The 17,631-nt window shown below is 67.7% G+C and carries 17 protein-coding genes and 1 tRNA gene; 9 read left to right on the forward strand and 9 right to left on the reverse strand.

What is annotated here, in order from left to right; genetic code table 11:
* The first annotated feature begins 257 nt into the window (after positions 1 to 257).
* Positions 258 to 1,931, forward strand: coding sequence for a Cdc6/Cdc18 family protein (locus ABY42_RS00005; RefSeq protein WP_050458398.1), 1,674 nt, complete (start codon positions 258 to 260; stop codon positions 1,929 to 1,931).
* An 89-nt stretch (positions 1,932 to 2,020) separates the two neighbouring features.
* Here ABY42_RS00005 and ABY42_RS00010 read toward each other — a convergent pair whose 3' ends face one another.
* A complete protein-coding gene (locus tag ABY42_RS00010; RefSeq protein WP_004974062.1) occupies positions 2,021 to 2,869 on the reverse strand; it encodes a S26 family signal peptidase in 849 nt (282 codons plus the stop codon).
* A gap of 78 nt (positions 2,870 to 2,947) precedes the next feature.
* Here ABY42_RS00010 and ABY42_RS00015 point away from each other — a divergent pair, with 78 nt between their 5' ends.
* On the forward strand, positions 2,948 to 4,540 hold the full coding sequence (locus ABY42_RS00015; protein ID WP_050458399.1) for a DNA-directed DNA polymerase II small subunit: 1,593 nt from the start codon (positions 2,948 to 2,950) through the stop codon (positions 4,538 to 4,540).
* Positions 4,541 to 4,674: 134 nt separating this feature from the next.
* Entirely contained in the window at positions 4,675 to 5,802 is a 1,128-nt protein-coding gene (locus ABY42_RS00020; RefSeq protein ID WP_050458400.1) for an oxidoreductase, read from the forward strand.
* Between the two features lie 124 nt (positions 5,803 to 5,926).
* Here the strand turns inward: ABY42_RS00020 and ABY42_RS00025 are convergent, their stop codons facing one another.
* Together ABY42_RS00025 and ABY42_RS00030 are read right to left on the reverse strand one after the other, a co-directional pair.
* Complete coding sequence (locus tag ABY42_RS00025) at positions 5,927 to 6,736, reverse strand: ZIP family metal transporter (RefSeq protein WP_050458401.1); 810 nt, start codon at positions 6,734 to 6,736, stop codon at positions 5,927 to 5,929.
* Between the two features lie 153 nt (positions 6,737 to 6,889).
* Positions 6,890 to 7,318 (reverse strand): hypothetical protein, encoded by a 429-nt coding sequence (locus ABY42_RS00030; protein ID WP_004974055.1) that lies wholly within the window; start codon positions 7,316 to 7,318, stop codon positions 6,890 to 6,892.
* Positions 7,319 to 7,505: 187 nt separating this feature from the next.
* On the opposite strand from ABY42_RS00030, the gene ABY42_RS00035 reads away from it, so the two are divergent.
* Positions 7,506 to 8,684, forward strand: coding sequence for an aspartate kinase (locus ABY42_RS00035; protein WP_004974053.1), 1,179 nt, complete (start codon positions 7,506 to 7,508; stop codon positions 8,682 to 8,684).
* 216 nt (positions 8,685 to 8,900) lie between these two features.
* On the forward strand, positions 8,901 to 10,247 hold the full coding sequence (locus ABY42_RS00040; RefSeq protein WP_050458402.1) for a tryptophanase: 1,347 nt from the start codon (positions 8,901 to 8,903) through the stop codon (positions 10,245 to 10,247).
* A 39-nt stretch (positions 10,248 to 10,286) separates the two neighbouring features.
* Here the strand turns inward: ABY42_RS00040 and ABY42_RS00045 are convergent, their stop codons facing one another.
* Both ABY42_RS00045 and ABY42_RS00050 read right to left on the reverse strand, forming a co-directional pair.
* Positions 10,287 to 10,946: a metallophosphoesterase family protein gene (locus tag ABY42_RS00045; protein ID WP_050458403.1), complete on the reverse strand. Its 660-nt coding sequence runs from the start codon at positions 10,944 to 10,946 to the stop codon at positions 10,287 to 10,289.
* Positions 10,947 to 11,030: 84 nt separating this feature from the next.
* Positions 11,031 to 11,603 (reverse strand): IMP cyclohydrolase, encoded by a 573-nt coding sequence (locus ABY42_RS00050; RefSeq protein WP_050458404.1) that lies wholly within the window; start codon positions 11,601 to 11,603, stop codon positions 11,031 to 11,033.
* 132 nt (positions 11,604 to 11,735) lie between these two features.
* Here ABY42_RS00050 and ABY42_RS00055 point away from each other — a divergent pair.
* Positions 11,736 to 11,808: transfer RNA gene (locus ABY42_RS00055), tRNA-Gln, on the forward strand.
* A 161-nt stretch (positions 11,809 to 11,969) separates the two neighbouring features.
* On the opposite strand, the gene cgi121 is transcribed toward ABY42_RS00055, so the two are convergent.
* Positions 11,970 to 12,464, reverse strand: a complete 495-nt coding sequence (cgi121, locus tag ABY42_RS00060) for a KEOPS complex subunit Cgi121 (protein WP_050458405.1) — start codon at positions 12,462 to 12,464, stop codon at positions 11,970 to 11,972.
* A complete protein-coding gene (locus tag ABY42_RS00065; RefSeq protein ID WP_050458406.1) occupies positions 12,461 to 14,953 on the reverse strand; it encodes an ATP-dependent DNA helicase in 2,493 nt (830 codons plus the stop codon). The genes cgi121 and ABY42_RS00065 overlap by 4 nt, the downstream gene beginning before the upstream one ends.
* Positions 14,954 to 15,114: 161 nt before the next feature.
* Here ABY42_RS00065 and ABY42_RS00070 point away from each other — a divergent pair, with 161 nt between their 5' ends.
* The 3 genes from ABY42_RS00070 (at position 15,115) to ABY42_RS00075 (ending at position 16,474) form a co-directional block, all read left to right on the forward strand.
* The gene (locus ABY42_RS00070; RefSeq protein WP_004974040.1) at positions 15,115 to 15,360 is read left to right on the forward strand and encodes a ferredoxin; all 246 of its coding nucleotides are present in this window, start codon (positions 15,115 to 15,117) and stop codon (positions 15,358 to 15,360) included.
* Positions 15,361 to 15,522: 162 nt separating this feature from the next.
* Complete coding sequence (locus ABY42_RS20150; protein ID WP_422653684.1) at positions 15,523 to 15,609, forward strand: hypothetical protein; 87 nt, start codon at positions 15,523 to 15,525, stop codon at positions 15,607 to 15,609.
* Between the two features lie 4 nt (positions 15,610 to 15,613).
* Positions 15,614 to 16,474, forward strand: coding sequence for a DUF7089 family protein (locus ABY42_RS00075; RefSeq protein WP_050458407.1), 861 nt, complete (start codon positions 15,614 to 15,616; stop codon positions 16,472 to 16,474).
* 21 nt (positions 16,475 to 16,495) lie between these two features.
* On the opposite strand, the gene ABY42_RS00080 is transcribed toward ABY42_RS00075, so the two are convergent.
* Together ABY42_RS00080 and ABY42_RS00085 are read right to left on the reverse strand one after the other, a co-directional pair.
* On the reverse strand, positions 16,496 to 17,074 hold the full coding sequence (locus ABY42_RS00080; RefSeq protein ID WP_050458408.1) for a DUF7090 family protein: 579 nt from the start codon (positions 17,072 to 17,074) through the stop codon (positions 16,496 to 16,498).
* Between the two features lie 98 nt (positions 17,075 to 17,172).
* Positions 17,173 to 17,631 carry a DUF2391 family protein gene (locus ABY42_RS00085; protein ID WP_004974024.1) on the reverse strand — a complete coding sequence of 153 codons (459 nt, stop codon included), beginning with the start codon at positions 17,629 to 17,631 and terminating at the stop codon, positions 17,173 to 17,175.

A 17,631-nucleotide genomic window follows, 5' to 3' on the forward strand; every position in this document is an offset into this window, starting at 1 on the left:
GTGGTCGCGAGGAGTCTCCGTCCCCCGAGCGAATCGAGCGCTCGTGTTGAAACGGTCCCGTCCGGCCGAGTTCCGGTCGAACGACGGCAGACGAGTCGGAGAAGTAAGATTTTTGTACCGACTGTTCGTTTGGTTCCTTTGCATCATCTGGAATCGCCTTCTTCGGCGTGACGCGCAGATGCCGACTACCACCGGCCTCACGCACCGTATGCGCCGCTGCGGGCGACTATTCCACTTGAAACAAAGGGGTATTCACGATGGACGAGGAAGAGAATCCGCGAGGCGGCGCACGAGGAGAAGTCGGGAACAGCACGTCGGACGACAGCGCCGTCGACGGCGACTCCGGCGATGCACCCAGTACCGACGCGTCCGCTGACGATGCGTCCTCCGAGACACCGACACCAGCCGCCGAGGACGACGTCTCCCCCGAAGACATCGACATTCAGGCGAGCATCGGCCCCGACGCCGACGCGCCCGACGAGGACCTCGACCAGCACAAAGACCCCGACGTCGGTCTCGACAAGGTCGTCCTCAACGACGACGAGGGTTCGAAGGGACTGTTCGACGACCTCCTCGCCGGCGAGCCGATTTTCGAGAACAAAGAAGTCCTTCGCCCGTCGTACACCCCGCACGAACTCCCTCACCGGACCGACCAGATAAACCAGATGGCGACGATTCTCGTCTCCGCCCTGCGCGGGGAGACGCCGTCGAACATCCTCATCTACGGGAAGACGGGGACCGGGAAGACCGCGAGCGCGAAGTTCGTCAGCCAGGAACTCGAATCCACCTCCCAGAAGTACGACGTGCCCTGCGAGGTCGAGTACATCAACTGCGAGGTGACGGACACGCAGTACCGCGTGCTCGCGCAGTTGGCGAACAAGTTCATCGAGAAGAACGTCGAGCGCGTCGAGGCCGAACAGGAACGCCTCGACGAGATGCGCACGCGGGCGACGGAAGACCCGAACGCCCTCGCGGACACGCCCTACGACTCCATCGCCGAGATAGACGAGCGCGCGGCGGAACTCGACGACGACGCCGACGAGATGGAGACGGTGCCGATGACCGGGTGGCCGACCGACCGGGTCTACACGACGTTCTTCGACGCCGTCGACTACAAGGAGCGCGTGGTCGTCATCATGCTCGACGAAATCGACAAACTGGTCGAGAAGTCGGGCGACGACACCCTCTACAACCTCTCGCGGATGAACTCCGAACTCGACAACTCCCGCATCTCCATCATGGGTATCTCGAACGACCTGAAGTTCACCGACTTCCTCGACCCCCGGGTCAAGTCGAGCCTCGGCGAGGAGGAAATCGTCTTCCCGCCGTACGACGCGAACCAGCTCCGCGACATCCTCCAGCACCGCGCCGACGTGGCGTTCAAGCCCGGCGCGCTCACCGACGACGTGATTCCGCTGTGCGCCGCCTTCGCCGCGCAGGAACACGGTGACGCCCGGCGCGCGCTCGACCTGCTCCGCACGGCCGGCGAGCTCGCAGAGCGCGGGCAGGCCGACACCGTCGAGGAGGCACACGTCCGGCAGGCGCAGGACAAAATCGAACTCGACCGGGTGGTCGAGGTCGTCCGTACCCTCCCCACGCAGTCGAAAATCGTCCTCTTCGCCATCATCCTCCTGGAGAAAAACGGCGTCCGCAACATCAACACCGGCGAGGTGTTCAACATCTACAAGCGCCTCTGCGAGGAGATCGACGCCGACGTACTCACCCAGCGCCGCGTCACCGACCTCATCTCGGAACTCGACATGCTCGGCATCGTCAACGCCGTCGTCGTCTCGAAGGGTCGCTACGGCCGGACCAAGGAAATCAGCCTTTCTGTCCCCATCGACGAGACCGAGGCCGTCCTGCTGACGGACTCCCGGCTCGGCGACATCGAGAGCGCACAGCCGTTCGTGCAGGCGCGGTTCGACAACTAAACGACAACCGTCGCTCTCTGACCGGAGCCGTCGTAGAAGTTCTGCTCTGCTTAGTTCTTCTCTGCTTAGTCCTGCTTACCGAACCCGGGTCACGCCGCGACCGCGTCGCCGTGCACTGCTGTCTTCGACGTCTCGACCGGAAGCGGTGCCGTCGTCGCTACGTTGGCGACCGTCGGCTCCGCCGTCGTCACGTCCTCGGTCGCCACGTCGACGGATTCGACGGAATCAGCGGAATCAATCGACACGGGCGCGACCGGCGTCGTCGTCGCCATCGAGTTGGCGAGCGTCAGGCGGACCCAGCCGAGAAGCGGGATGCGGACCCGCGCGACGCCTTGAACCCACTCGGGTCGGACCGGGTCGGCGATGCCGCTCACCTGGTCGTACCGCGGGTTGTTGTCGCCTTTCGTGATGAAGCCGGCGTACTCCGCGGGGCAGTTGGCGAGTTCTCGACAGTTGTCGGCCGACATGTACTCGGGGTTCGCCCGGTCGTACCAGTTCTCCCCTTCGTCGACCCAGAACATCGCCCGGTGGATAATCGGGGGCCCTGCCGACCCGGGGTCGTCGTAGACGATGACGCTGCCGGGGCCGCCGAACTTCCGATAGTCGACCTCCGCGCCCGTCTCGGCGGTGACGACGGCAGTTCCCTCGACGGACGCGTCCGGGGCGTACCGGTCCGGTCCCGTGATGAACACGAGGTCCCCTTTGTGCATGTGCGGTTCCATGCTCCCGCTTTCGACGGCGACCATCGGCGGCCACACGCCGCTCACCGCGAACAGGAACAACCCGACGGCCAACACGGCGAGCGCGCTCGTCAGGACTTCGCGGACGAACAGCAGCGGCCCCTCCTCTGCCGTCCGGAGCCGAGTTAGTACGCCTTCGTCGGAGGCGGGACCGCGCCGCGGTTCGGGGGAGGGCGGGCGACCGTCGTCGTCACTCATCACTCCCAGTTTACCCGGACTGGGTTTCAACGTTCTGGGTTTCGGCATCCTTTTTGCCGCGTGTCGCACACTCCGGGTGTGCCACTGGAGACGCCGGCGCGCATCGTCCGGGCGCTCGTCGGTCGCGGCTACAACGCCGAACGCGAGGCCGTGACCCTCATCGCCGGCTCCGACGACCCCGGCCGAACCCTCGCCCGCGTCGTCGAAGCCGTCCCGGACGACGCGCTTCGCATCACCGCCGACCACGTCCGCGAGGTGCTCGCGTCCGCCCCCGCCGCGGACCCGCCGGGAACGGAATCGACCGGCCCGGCCGCCGCGCGGGCTACGGACGCCGACGCGTCTGCCACCGCCGCGTCAGACCCCCCTGTTTCCGCTGCAACATCGCACGACAACGCGGACCACACCGCTCAATCGACTCCAGCCGAAGCCGAGGGAGAGCCGACCGGGCGGAACGTCGACCCGGCGCTTCGGTCCCTCGAAATCGCCAACGACATGACGGGCCAGTCGACGGGCACCGGCGAGTACGACGACTTCGTGAAGGTGTTCCGCGACCGCTACGAGAAACTCTCGAAGATGCTCCGCGGGCGCGTCAACCACCGCCCCGCGAAGGCCATCTCGAACATGTCCGGCGGCGAGGATGCGGAGCTCATCGGCCTCGTCGACGACGTTCGCTCCACCAAGAGCGGCCACTGGATTATCGAACTCGAAGACACGACGGGGACGTTCCCCTGTCTCGTGATGAAGGACAAGGACATCGCGGGCTACGTCGACGAACTCCTCATGGACGAGTGCATCGCGGTGCAGGGGACGCTCTCGGGCGACGCGGGCATCCTCTTCGTCGACTCGATGCACTTCCCCGACGTGCCGCGGAGCCACCGCCCCAACACCGCCGACAGGGACGTGCAGGCGGCGCTCATCTCGGACGTCCACGTCGGCAGCCAGGAGTTCATGGCCGACGCGTGGAACCGGTTCGCGGACTGGCTCCACACCGAGGAGGCGGAGCGCATCGAGTACCTCCTCATCGCCGGCGACATGGTCGAGGGCGTCGGCGTCTATCCGAATCAGGACGAGGAACTCGACGTCATCGACATCTACGAGCAGTACGAGTCGTTCTCGGAGCACCTCAAATCGGTGCCCGGCGACCTCGACATCGTGATGATTCCGGGCAACCACGACGCCGTCCGACTCGCGGAGCCACAGCCCGGCTTCGACGACGAACTCCGCGACATCATGTCGGCCCACGACGCTCGAATCACGAGCAATCCCTCGATGATCACGCTCGAAGGGGTCAACGTTCTCATGTACCACGGCGTCTCGCTCGACGAGGTCATCGCCGAGCTGCCGGCGGATAAGGCGAGTTACGACGAGCCGCACAAGGCGATGTATCAGCTCCTGAAAAAGCGCCACGTCGCGCCGCAGTTCGGGGGCCACACCCGCCTCGCGCCCGAGGAACTCGACTACCTCGTCATGGAGGACGTGCCCGACATCTTCCACACCGGCCACGTCCACAAGCTCGGGTGGGGCAAGTACCACAACGTTCTCGCGGTCAACTCCGGCTGCTGGCAGGCCCAGACCGACTTCCAGAAGTCCGTCAACATCGACCCCGACGCCGGCTACGCCCCCATCGTCGACCTCGACACGCTGAACATGACGGTTCGGAAGTTCTCCTGAGACGGCGACTGCGTGGTTTTCCTGTGCCGTCGACTCGTTTCCCGCCCTTCGTGCGCCCTGATAGCACGCCGGATGTGCGGGGGTCGGGACCATTCCGCCGTCGGTTTTTATCCGCGACGCGCGCAGAACCGGTGATGACTGACGACGCGCTGTTCGACGCGACGAGCCTGAACGACCTGTCGCTCGCTAACCGGGCCGGGTTGGCACCGATGACGCGTATCAGCGCCACCGACGAGGGGTTGGCGACGAACGAGATGGCCCACTACTACCGGAAGTTCGCCGACGGCGGGTTCGGATTCCTCGTCACCGAGGGCGTCTACACGGACGACGCGTACAGCCAGGGCTATCTGAACCAGCCGGGGCTCGTCACCGACGACCACGTCGAGGTGTGGACGAACGTCACGGACGCCGTCCACGAGGTCGACACGCCGATTTTCGCGCAGTTGATGCACGCCGGGGCGCAGTCGCAGGGGAACCCGCACCTCGACGGCGACCGGACGCTCGCGCCCTCTGCGGTCCAGCCCGACGGCCAGAAGGCGGAGGCCTACGGCGGAAGCGGCGAGTTCGCCGTCCCGAAGGCGGCCGACGAGGCGGACCTCGAAACCGCTCGTGAGGGCTTCGTACAGGCGGCGAGGAACGCGGTCGAAGCCGGCTTCGACGGCGTGGAACTCCACGGCGCGAACGGCTATCTGCTCAACGAGTTCCTCGCGGCGGACGCGAACCAGCGCGACGACGAGTACGGCGGCGGGCCCGAGTCTCGCGTCAAGTTCCCCGCCGAGGTCCTTTCTGCGGTCGCCGACGCGGTCCCCGAGGAGTTCGTCGTCGGCGTCCGCGTCTCGCAGGAGAAAGTGACCGACGGCGACTACGAGTGGCCCGAGGGCGAGGACGCGGCCGCGGTCTTCTTCGAGGCGCTCTCGGCCGCCGGAGCCGACTACGTCCACACGACCGAGACCGACGCGACGAGCCCGACCTTCGGCGCGGACGGTCCCTCGCTCGCGGAGGCGGCCGCCGAACACGTCGCGGACGACACGGTCGTCATCGCCAACGGCGGGCTCGGCGACCCCGACGCGGCGCGGCTCGCCGTCGACGCCGGCGCGGACCTGTTCACGCTGGGGACGAGCGCGCTGGCCAATCCGGACTGGCCGGCGCGCGTGGCCGCCGGCGACGGCCTCGACGCCTTCGACCCGGCGAAGTTCCTCGCACCGACTGCCGGGCTCTCGGACCACGAGGTTCCGTCGGACTCGCCGGTCGCCGACGACTGACGCGCGCTCGACGCGAGTTTTCTGCCGACAAACCGACGACTGAACCCCTTCGCTTCCACTCGAACTCCCGCCTTTGCGACGTTTCTCGGCGTTTCCTGTTTCGGACACCGCGACGCCGACTCGACTACCCGAGCGTCACGTCGAGGTAGAGCATCACGACGACGCCGACCATCGTCCCGAAGGTCGCCACGCGCTCGTGGCCGTTCGAGTGCGTCTCGGGGACGATTTCGTCGGAGATGACGAACAGCATCGCGCCGGCGGCGAAGCCCATCGCGTAGGGGAGCAGCGCCGAGGCGTACTGGATGGCCCACGCGCCGAAGACGGCGAGCGGAATCTCCACGAGGCCGGCGCGGATGCCCGCGAACGTCGCGTAGGTCGTGTTCCGGAGGCCGGCGTTGACGGCGGCGATGGAGACCGCCAGCCCCTCGGGGATGTTCTGGATGCCGATGGCGAGCATCAGCGGGATTGCCGTCCCGAGGTCGCCGGAGCCGAAGCCGACCCCGACGGCGAGGCCCTCGGGCATGTTGTGGATGGTGATGGCGACGATAAACAGGATAACCGAGGCCATCTTCGTTTCCGTCTCAGGGGCGTCCGTTCGGGTCTTGCCGGTCACGAGGATGTGGACGTGCGGAATCCACAGGTCCGCTTGGTCGAGGACGACGACGCCGATGACGAAGCCGACGAGGACGGGAATCGGACTCCCGCCCGCCGCCTCGATGCCGGGGAGGATGAGGCTCGTGAAACTCGCGGCGAGCATGACGCCGGCGGCGAAGCCGAGAAGCGTGTCGAGCGAGCGCTTCGAGGGGTCGCGCCAGACGAGAATGAGAAGCGCGCCCAGCATGTTCATGCCGGCGATGACGATGCCGCCGAGGAGGCCCTGCATCACGGGGTTCGACCCCGCGAGCGAGACGAACAGTTCCTCGACCGCGGTCACGGTCGTCTCACTTCCGGCGGTTGGTTTCCGTGTCGGTCGGTCATGGGCCACCAAACGAGAGGGAGGTATGTATGCCCTCCGTCGGTTCTCGCCGACCGCGCCCTCGTTGCGCGCGACGGGAGCGAACTGGGCGGCCGCGACCCGCGGGCTGGATTACCCCGTCTCGTCGAGGACGTACCGGACGGTCGGCGCACCCTCGAACCGGGGGCCGTGACCCACCCGGTCGAACCCGGCGTGCTCGACCGCGTCACACAGCGGCCGCTCGGATTCGAGGACGAGCACCTCGACCGGCAGGCTCTCGGCGCTGGCGAAGCGGAGCGGCTCTTCGAGCAGCCGTCGCACCGCCGGCTCGGTCCCGCCGAGTCGAGTGACGTGGAGGACGCCGTCGCGGACGTCGAAGCCGACGAACCCGAGCACCGGTTCGTCGTCGGCCGGCGCGTCGGCGTTCGGGTCGGAGCCCGTGTCGGCGGTGGCGAGACGGACCGTCCGGTCGCGTATCAGCCGCCGCATCGCCCGTATCGGCGCGTCCGCGACGGCGGCGAGCGCCTCGGCGTCGGTGTCCACGGCGTCTCTGACATCCATGCCCGAACGTACCGCGCCTTCGGTGATAAATCTCCGCACGCGAGGCGGCGGTACGAGCCGTCTCGTCGCCGGATTCGCGGGTGACGGCAACGGTTGAACCGGAGGACATAGTTATACGTCCCCCCGCGTTAGCCCCTCGCATGTTTACCAACGAAGCCCCGAAGCGACGCGACGCACCGGAGGGACGATGCGCGTAGTCGCGAAGTTCGGCGGCACCTCGCTCGGTAGCGGCGACCGAATCAACCGCGCCGCGGACTCCATCGCCGCGGCCGTCGAACACGGCCACGAAATCGCCGTCGTCGCCTCCGCGATGGGCTCGACGACCGACGACCTCCTCGACGAAATCAAGTTCGAGGCCGACGACCGCGACCGAGCCGAAATCGTCTCGATGGGCGAGCGGACCAGCGTGCGCATGCTCAAGGCGGCGCTCGCCGCCCGCGGCGTCAACGCCCTGTTCGTCGAACCCGGCACCGACGAGTGGCCGGTCATCACGAACGACCTCGGCGAGGTCGACGTCGAGGCGACCCGAGAGCGGGCCGCGAAGCTCGCCGCCGAACTCGACGGCGTCGTCCCGGTCATCACCGGCTTCCTCGCGCAGAACCACGACGGCGAAATCACGACGCTCGGCCGCGGCGGCTCCGACACCTCCGCCGTGATGCTCGGCAACTACATGGACGCCGACGAGGTCGTCATCGTGACCGACGTGGAGGGCGTCATGACCGGCGACCCGCGCGTCGTCGAAGGCGCGCGCAACGTCGGCCGCATCACCGTCGACGAGCTCCGGAACCTCTCGTTCCGCGGGGCAGAAGTCGTCGCGCCGTCCGCGCTCTCGTACAAGGACGCGGCGCTCGACGTTCGGGTCGTCCACTACCAGCACGGCGACCTGCTCACCGGCGGGACGCTCATCGAAGGCGAGTTCCACAACCTCATCGACATGCAGGAAGAGCCCCTCGCGTGTCTCACCGTCGCCGGGCGAGCGATTCGCAACCGGCCGGGAATCCTCGCGGACCTCTCGGCAGCCCTCCGAGAAGAGGACATCAACGTCGACTCGGTCGCCTCCGGGATGGACTCTATCACGTTCTACGTCCTCGAAGACGACTCCGACCGGGCCGAGGCCGTCCTCCACGACCGCGTCGTCGCCGACGACGCGCTGTCTTCGGTCACCGTCGAAGACGACATCGCCGTCGTCCGCGTCACCGGCGGCGAACTCCCGAACCGCCCCGGCGTCATCCTCGACATCGTTCAGCCGCTGTCCGACGCCGGCATCAACATCCACGACGCCATCACCTCCGCGACCTCCGTCGCAATCTTCGTGGCGTGGGACGACCGCGAGGAGACGCTCGGCATCATCCAAGACAAGTTCTGAGCCCGCTCCTCGGCTCGATTCCGTTTTCACGCAGTCGTTTCCGCCAGCGACGCCGAACAGTCGGCAGTATCCGACGGTCGGCGTGGGCGGTTCGTGGCGATAGCGGAACAGCCGGCGACACCGATGCACATTCCCGTCCACGAGCGCCGAAAATCGGTCGTCGTCCCTCGATTTTCCGCCTGCCGATTACTTCACGCTCGCGGGTCTATTGCGGGCATGAAATCGTACAAGGCGAAGATGGTCGAGCCCATCGAACTCCCCTCGCGCGAGGAGCGCGAGGCCGCCCTCGAACGGGCCGGCTACAACGCGTTCAACCTCGACGCCCGCGACGTGTACATCGACCTCTTGACCGACTCGGGGACGGGCACCATGTCCGCAGAGCAGTGGGCGGCGATGATTCGCGGCGACGAGGCCTACGCGGGCAGCGAGTCGTTCGCCCGACTCGCGGAGTCGGTCCGCGACGTGATGGGCTTCGAGCACGTCGTGCCGACCCATCAGGGCCGCGGCGCGGAGAACGTCCTCTACGGCGTCCTCCTGGAGGACGGCGACGTGGTGCCGAACAACTCGCACTTCGATACGACCCGGGCCCACATCGTCAATCAGGGCGCGGAGCCGGTCGACTGTCCGTCGCCCGCCGCCCGCGACCCGAACTCCACGGAGTCGTTCAAGGGTAACTTCGACATCGACGCGGGCTACGCGCTCGTCGAGGAGGTCGGCGCCGACGCGATTCCCGTCGTCGTCCTCACCATCACGAACAACTCCGTCGCCGGCCAACCGGTCTCGATGGCGAACATCCGCGCCACCGCCGAGTTCGCCCGCGACATCGACGCCATGTTCGTCATCGACGCCTGCCGGTTCGCCGAGAACGCCCACTTCATCAAGACCCACGAGGCGGGCTACGAGAACCGCTCGGTCGCCGAAATCGCCCGCGCGCAGTTCGAACACGCCGACGCGATTACGATGTCCGGCAAGAAGGACGCGCTCGTCAACATCGGCGGCTTCGCCGCGATGCGCGACGAGACGGTGTTCGAACACGCGAAGCAGCGCGCCATCCTCTACGAGGGCTTTCCCACCTACGGCGGCCTCTCGGGCCGCGACATCGAGGCGATGGCCGTCGGCCTCCGCGAGGCCGTCACGCCGCCGTACGTGTCTGACCGCGTCGAGCAGGTGGCCGAACTGGGCGACCTCCTCGTCGAGGCGGGCGTCCCCGTCTACCAGCCGACCGGCGGCCACGCGGTCTATCTCGACGCCGGCGAGGTGTTCCCGCACATCCCGAAAGACGAGTTCCCCGGACAGGAACTCGTCTGCGCGCTCTATCTCGAAGGCGGCGTCCGCGGCGTCGAACTCGGCGGCTTCGCGTTCCCCGGCACCGACCGACCGGACCTCGTGCGCCTCGCGCTCCCGCGGCGCACTTACAGCCGCGAACACCTCGAACACGTCGCCGAGACGGCCGCGAAGGTGATGGACTCCGCCGGCGAGTACGGCGGTCTCGAAATCGTCGAGGAGCCGCCGATGAAGGAGCTTCGGCACTTCTCGGCGCGGCTCGAACCGGTGTCGAACTGACGGCTTCAGGACGCCTACTCGATTTCGTCCCTATTTTCCCTATTTTCCCTCGTACAGCCGACTCGCCAGTCGCTCCGGCAGGCCGACCTCGCGCACGCGCTCGGCGACGCGGTCGATGTCGTAGTTGACGCGCTCCGCCTCGATTTCCATCGCGTCGAGGTCGGCGACCGCGTAGGCCGCCCGCGGGTCGCCGTCGCGGGGCTGGCCGACGCTTCCGGGGTTCAGGACGATTCCGTCGTCGTAGATTCGGTGGCCCTGCACGTGGGTGTGACCCAACACCAGCAGGTCCTCGCCGTCGAGGAGCGACGGCGCGAAGTCGTCGGGGTAGGTGTAGCGGTCGGGGTGGTCGGGGTGGCCGTGGGCGAGTTTGACCCGGCCGTCGGCGACGTGTCGGGTTTTCGGAAGTGAGGATAGCCACTCCATCGACGCCGGGGAGAGCGCGTCGCGGGCGTAGTCGACGCCCGCGGCCGCCATGCTGTTGAAGCGGAAGCCGGTCCCCGACGTGACCGCGCGGTCGTGGTTCCCCGAGACCGTCGGCACGTCCCGTTCGGCGAGTTCGGACACGCACTCCTCGGGCCACGGGTTGTAGCCGACCACGTCGCCGGCGCAGACCAGTCGGTCGACCGGCGGCATCGATTCGAGCACCGCGTCGAGTGCCGGGAGGTTCCCGTGCACGTCCGAGATGACGCCCAGACGCATGGCTCGGTGTACGGGTGCGCGGCTGAAAAGTTCCGGGCCGGTCGCGGTCGAGCGCCCGCCCGCGGCGGGACGCCGACAGTTGCGTTACTCGCCGTTGTGGAAGGCGGTCTCGACCGAGTCGCCGACGGTCGCGGCGGCGGCGCAGACGGCGTGTTCGAACTCGTGGTCGTAGAGTTCGCGGGCCGCGTCGGCCGCGGTCTCCGCGTCGAGGTCGAACGCGCGCGGGTCGTCTTCCTCGTAGGTCGCCACGAGCGTGGGTTCGGAGACGGCCTCCACGACGAGCGCGTCCTTTCGGACGATGCCGATGAACGCCTCGTCGTCGCCGACGACGCCCGCGATTCGGGGCGTGTCGTAGTCGTCTTTCTCGTAGTCGAGCGCGAGCAGAATCTCGGCGAGGGCGTCGCGCGGCGGGTAGCCGAGGTCGAGTTTCTCCGCGATGGGGTCGACCTGCGAACCGTTGCCGACGACGACGTAGTCGCCGCCCTCGCGGACGCAGTTGTAGGCGATGTAGGGGTTATCGGTCTCGGGGGCGTCGGGCGTCGGCCCGACGGTCAGGGCTCCGTCCCGGTCGACGACCTGTCGGTTCGGGAAGGACCGAGAGGAGACGCGATACGCACCGATTCCGGGGCCAACGACGACGAAACGTCCGACGTACATACACGAGAGTGGATAGAATAGGGGCAAATAGTTGGCGGTTTATGCACGTCCGTCCGTCACCGTGCCATAAAATCGCACGGCGGAATCGACACGCAACGTTTACAAATACCCGCGAAGTACGAACTGATGCGAAGTCCCATGGGGTAGTGGCCAATCCTGTTGCCTTCTGGGGGCAACGACCCAGGTTCGAATCCTGGTGGGACTACTTCTCAGCATTCTACTCTCGATGAGGCCGCGCCGTCCCCTGTTCTCCAGTTGAAACGAAGGGGTAGGTTTCAGAAACCCAAGGGGTGTGTTTCGAGTGGAGTGTTTGCTGACGTATTCTCAGACCGTCCGAATACGGAGGGTACGGGCCGCGAAAACCGCTTAGCGTTCGACCGCGAGCAGCGCGACTCGCTCTTTGACCAGTGCGGGGAGGTCGCCGTCGGCGACGCGCAACTCCGTCTCGCCCACGTCGAACACCTCGCGGACGAGCGCTTCGTCGTAGTCGCCGAGGGTCTCCGCGGGTTCGAGGTCGAGTCGGTCGAACAGCGCGGCCTCGGCGTCTTCTTCGTCGCTGCCGTCGACGAGAATCACGACGGGGAGCGTCCCCTCCGAGACGCCGATTTCGAACGCGCGGTTAATCTGCCGGCGGCCGCTGGCGTAGAGGAGGATTTCGACGGCCCGGTCACGGGCGATTTCGTTGCCGCGGCCGATGGCCCGGTCGGCGAGTTCGATCGCCCGTTCGAGGTGCTCGCGGTCCACGACGTACCGGGCGTCGAACGCCTGCACCGTCGCGCCCGTCTCGTCGGCCACGTCGCCGACGACCGCGATGAACGAATCGAGGTCCGAGACGGTCGCCTCGGCTTCGACGAGCCTCATTCGAAATCACCCAGACTGGCCTGCTGGTCGGCGCGCTCTTTGGCCGTCTCGAAACCGGCGTCGTCGGGAACGGCGTCTTCCGGCGCGTCGTCCTCGTCCACCTCGTCCATCGAGGGGTCCTTCCGACCCGCGGCTTCGAGGATGTTCTCCGCGGTCTTCCTGCGACCCCGGAGCGCGGCGAGGATGCGCGATTTCTCGGTCTCGCGGAGGTCGGCCCGACTCTCGACGCCGGCTTCGAACAGCCGTCGGGCGCGCTTTCGGCCGACGCCGCGGACGCCGGCGAGGTCGAGCAGCTCCTCGCGGACGCCGTACTCGACGCGCTTTTTCGCCTCGCGGACCGCGTACACGGAATCGAGGTCGAGTTCGGAGGCGAGTCGCTCGGCCGCGCCGAGGAGCCACTCGGCCGTCTCGACCTTCCCGCGGATGTCGCCGGGGCCGACGCCGTAGCGCTCGGTGATGCGGTCCTCGTCGACCTCACCGACCCAGTCTTCGAGGAGCTTCGCGGTCTTCAGCGCCGACAGCCAGTCTTCGAACGCCACGTCCTCGTACTCAGAGGGGACGCGCCCGAGGAACTCCGGTTCGCGCTCGTAGCACAGTTCGGTGTAGGTCTCGCGGTCGCCGGACTTCAGGTAGAGCTGATACATGTCCGGCGTCCGGCAGACGAGGTGGTAGAGGCCGAGCGGCGTCGGATACGTCCGGTCCGCCTCGAACTCGTCGGCGTCGTCGTTGTCGTCGTCGCTGTCGTCGCCGTCGTCCGCCCCCGTTCCGTCTCCCGCGTCGCCGCTCTCTGCCGCGACCATCTCGCTGGCCCGCTGGAAGCCGCCGGGTTCGTCGTCGGATTCGCTCCGCGCTCGCTTCGGCTTCTCGGGCGTCTCGCCCGCGAGCGCCCGGAGCTTCTCGGTTCGGTGGTCCGCCGCCCACTCGAGGCCGTCGATGATTTCGGCGGCGCTCATCGGGTCGAGGTAGAGCCGCGAGACGGTGTGGCCGACGGGCGTCGCCCGTATCGTCTCTCCTTCGAACTCGACGAACCCGTTCACTTCGAGGTAGTCGAGCACGCGGTCGGTCACCTGTCCGAGTCGCTCGGGGTCGTCGGTCTGGGTCGCATAGAGCGTCTGGTCGAGGAATTCGAGCAGTCCCTCGCGGGTGTGGGCGAAGCCGGAGGCGACGGTGGCGAGCAGGTGCGTCCGCAGCGCGGGCTCGGCCGCGAGCTTCGACCGCACGTCCTCGGCGTCGGCCCAGATGTACCGCTCGAACAGTTCGTCGCGGGCGTCGGCGTCCTTCGCGAGCAGCACCGCCTCGCCGTAGGGGTCGAGGCCGGGCCGACCGGCGCGACCCATCATCTGGTGGACTTCGAGCACGTCGAGCGGCTTCATCCCGCCGTAGTCGCCGTCGTAGCGCTGCCAGTCGCGGACGACGACGCGGCGACTCGGGGTGTTGACGCCGGCGGCGAGCGTCGGCGTGGCGCAGATGCACTTGATGAGTCGGTCGCGGAAGGCGTCCTCGACGAGGGTTCGGTGCTCCGCGGCGAGCCCCGCGTGGTGGAACGCCGCGCCCTTGGCGACCGCCGCCGCGAGGTCCTCGGAGGTCTCGGTGTCGGAGACGTCGCGTATCTCGGCGGCGAGTTCCGCGAGGTCACCGCGCTCGTCCCCGGTGATGTACCGCTCCGTCACGTCGGCCATGCGGCGGGCCGCGGACTCGGCGTTGCGCCGCGAGTTCACGAAGACGAGCGAGGAGCCCTGGTCGCCGTCGCCGTCGCCCTCCAACGCGTCGGCGACGAGCGCGGGCGTCTGTCGCTCCCCGCGGCCGACCGGCACCTCGCGTTGGCTCCCGTCGGCGAAGGAGACGGCGTTGCCGTAGTGGACGCCCATCTTGAGGTCGATTGGTCGCCAGTCGGACTTGACGAGTTCCGCGTCGAGCCAGTCGGCGACGACGCCCGCGTTGCCGACGGTCGCCGAGAGCGCGACGACCTGCAGGTTCGGGTTGAGCCGGCGGAGCTTCGCCAGCGTGACCTCCAGCGTCGGCCCGCGGTGTCTGTCGTCGACGAGGTGGACCTCGTCGGCGACGACGCAGGTGAGTTGGTCCATCCACGCCGCGTTGTTCCGGACGAGCGAGTCGACCTTCTCGGAGGTGGCGACGATGATGTCGCGCGAGGAGAGCCACTCGCCGTCGGACTCGTAGTTGCCGGTCGAGACGCCGACGTCGATGCCGTACTCCTCCCAGCGCTCGAACTCGGCTTTCTTCTCGGAGGCGAGCGCCCGGAGCGGGACGATGTACAGCGCCTTCCCGCCGCGCGCGACGCTCGACAGCATCGCCAGCTCGGCGATGAGCGTCTTCCCGCTCGCCGTCGGAACGGCGGCCACGAGGCTCTCGCCGTCCGTCAGGCCGGCCTCGACGGCCTCGGCCTGCGGCGGGTACAGCTCCTCGATACCCTCGTCGCGGAGGGCCTCGGGAATCCCCGTCGGCAGGCCCGTCAGGTCCGCAGTTCGCATTGCATCTCCCTTGGACCGTCCCCCGGTTTAAGCCATCGGGTCGGTTCGGGCGCGGACGCGTCGCCGCCCGCGGCGTCGGTCGCACGACCGCGACGCGAGGCGACGCCGACCCACGTCCCCGCGTCGGCAGGGCTTTGTACGGCCCGGCGGTACGATGGCGCATGAGAGTCGAGTACGACCGCGACACCTGCATCGGCATGTTCCAGTGTGTCGACGAGTGGGAGGGCTTCGAGAAGAACGTCGACGACGGCAAGGCCGACCTCGTCGACGGCGAGGAGACCGACGACGGCGTCTTCGTCCGCGAGATTCCGGAGGACGCCGAGTTCGACGCGAAGTTCGCCGCCCGCGTCTGCCCCGTCGAGGCCATCCGCATCCTCGACGACGACGGCGAACAGCTCGTTCCCTGACCGCGACGCCGACGAGTCTACCGTTTTCTCTCGCGTCCGCGACGCGACCGAACCGTGTGACCGACGACCGTGGGGCGCGTCCCCGAACCCCTCCGTTTCGACTGGAGATTCGGCCGACGATAGAGTGTAAAGGTTAAGCGGCGGGCCCCTAATCGTGCCACTATGAGCCAAGCGACGAAAATCGTGCTCGGTACCGTCGGCGTGTCGGCCCTGCTGGCCGTCGTGTTCGTCGGGATGAGCATCGCCTGAGCGGATGTTCGAGACGCGCACCCTGCCGTCGGACCTCGAATCGGTCCGCGACGAGTACGCCCCCGGCGCGCTCGTCTTGGACGTGGCCGGCGACTTCGACACCATTCCCCCGGAGGCCGCGGAGAACCTCGGGCTGGTGGTCGAGTCGCTCTCCCCGGCGGCGTACCCCGCGGAGTGGCTACCAGACGACTCGCCCCAACAGCTCCGGCGCTACGCCTCGTCCGACTTCACCATCGGGATGCCCGGCGACGGCACCGTGACGTGGTCCCGACAGACCGACCCGCCGGTCGTGCTGGTGAAGTACCGCGCGAAGGGGACGCCGGACGACTTTCTGGACTTCCTCATCGCCGAGGCGTTCGTGCAGGCCGGAAACGACGAGATTCCGGAGCACTTCCTGCCCTTCTTCGGCGAGCGGTACCGCGACCTCGCGGCGGCGACGCCGCTCGGCCCGAGCGAGACGTATCAGGTCGCCGCCGCGCTCTACGAGGGCTGGGTCGGCCTCCACACCCGCGAGGCGTTCGCGTCGTGGGAGGGCGACCACGACCGCCTCCACGAGGCGTGGGTCGACGCCGGCGGCCGACTCGACGACCGACTTGCGAACCTCCCGCGGCTCGTCGCGCTCGGCAGACTCTCCTTCGCCGAGGCGACCGAGTTCGCGTGTTCGGCCGTCAAACACGGCCGCGACCTCCCCGCGCCGTTTTCGGCGCTTGACACCGCGGCGTACCGCGACCACGGGCCGAGCTACGCGGTCAAGTGGGCCGAAAAGACGTTCGCGCAACTCGCGGCGGACGACGACGCGGACTCGGTCGATGACGACGACCCGACCGCCGACGACTCGGGTGACGACGCCGCCGATTTGACGTAGCCGCTCGCGTCGCGTGCCGCCTCAGAACTCGGTCGTGACGGTGCCGTCCTCTTCGAGGTCGACGACGCCGTCGAACAGTTCGCGGAAGCGGTCGAGCGTCTCCTGGTCGTGGACTTCCTTCGAGAGGTGGAACAGCCCCACCGCGTCGAACTCGTCGAGCAGTTCGAGAATCTGCTTCGTCGCTTCGAAGGCGCGGTCCTCGTCGGCGTAGTACGCCATCTCCGTGACCGAATCGACGCTGAGCCGGAGCTTTCCGTCGTGGCGTTCGAGGAACTGCCGGGTCTTCTCGACGATGGCGTCGAGGTCGTCGGGGGCCGCGACGTAGTAGATGTTGTCCGAACTGCGTCGGGAGTAGCCGCGCTCGATAGAGAGCGTGTCGAGGATGGTGGCGCTGGACTCGTCGACCTCGTAGTGCTCCAACTTCTGTTCGACCTCCCGCGCGGTGGTCCGCGTCGAGATGACGAGGAAGCGGTCGGTGTCGACTTTGAAGAAGTCCGTGTCGATGCGGTCGGTCTCGCCGATGCTCGGATGAAGGAGCAAGATACCTGTGCCGCCCGGAATCGTCTCGGGCGCGTCTTCGATGGCGAGCTCGTAATCCATACCCCAAGCAGTTACCCTGCCGACTTAATCCTTCATGCCGCTCGGGCCGCGGCGTCCCCGAGCCGTGGTGCGTGTTCACTCCCCTCGCGCCGGCGGCGTCAGAACAGCGAGTCGGCCGTGGCGGCGCCGATGACGCTGAACACCGCGCCGACGCTCGTCGCCTTGAGCGTGATGCGGAGCACCGCGAGGTCGAGGTCGTACCCCAGCACGGTGACGAGGACCTCCCCCGACACGTCCGAGAGGAACGTCCCCGGCGCGTCGAACGCGAGCGCGAGGATGAACACGGAGAGGTACGAGACAGTGATGAGCGAGATGAACCGGACGGGAATCCCGCCGACCTCGCGCTCGCGGTCGGGGTCGCGGTCGTCGGCCTTGTAGAGCGCGCCGTAGCCGACCGCGAGCACGATAAAGAGGGTGAGAATCGCCTGCGCGAACGACATGCTCCGCGCGAGCACCCACACCTCCTCGGTGACGACGAACGGCCCCGCGAGGAGGAACCCGCCGACGACCTGCTGAGCGGTGTCGGCGAGCGCGAACCGGCGGCGGACTCCGACCAT

The organism is Haloferax gibbonsii (genome assembly GCF_001190965.1).
Lineage (GTDB): Archaea > Halobacteriota > Halobacteria > Halobacteriales > Haloferacaceae > Haloferax > Haloferax gibbonsii.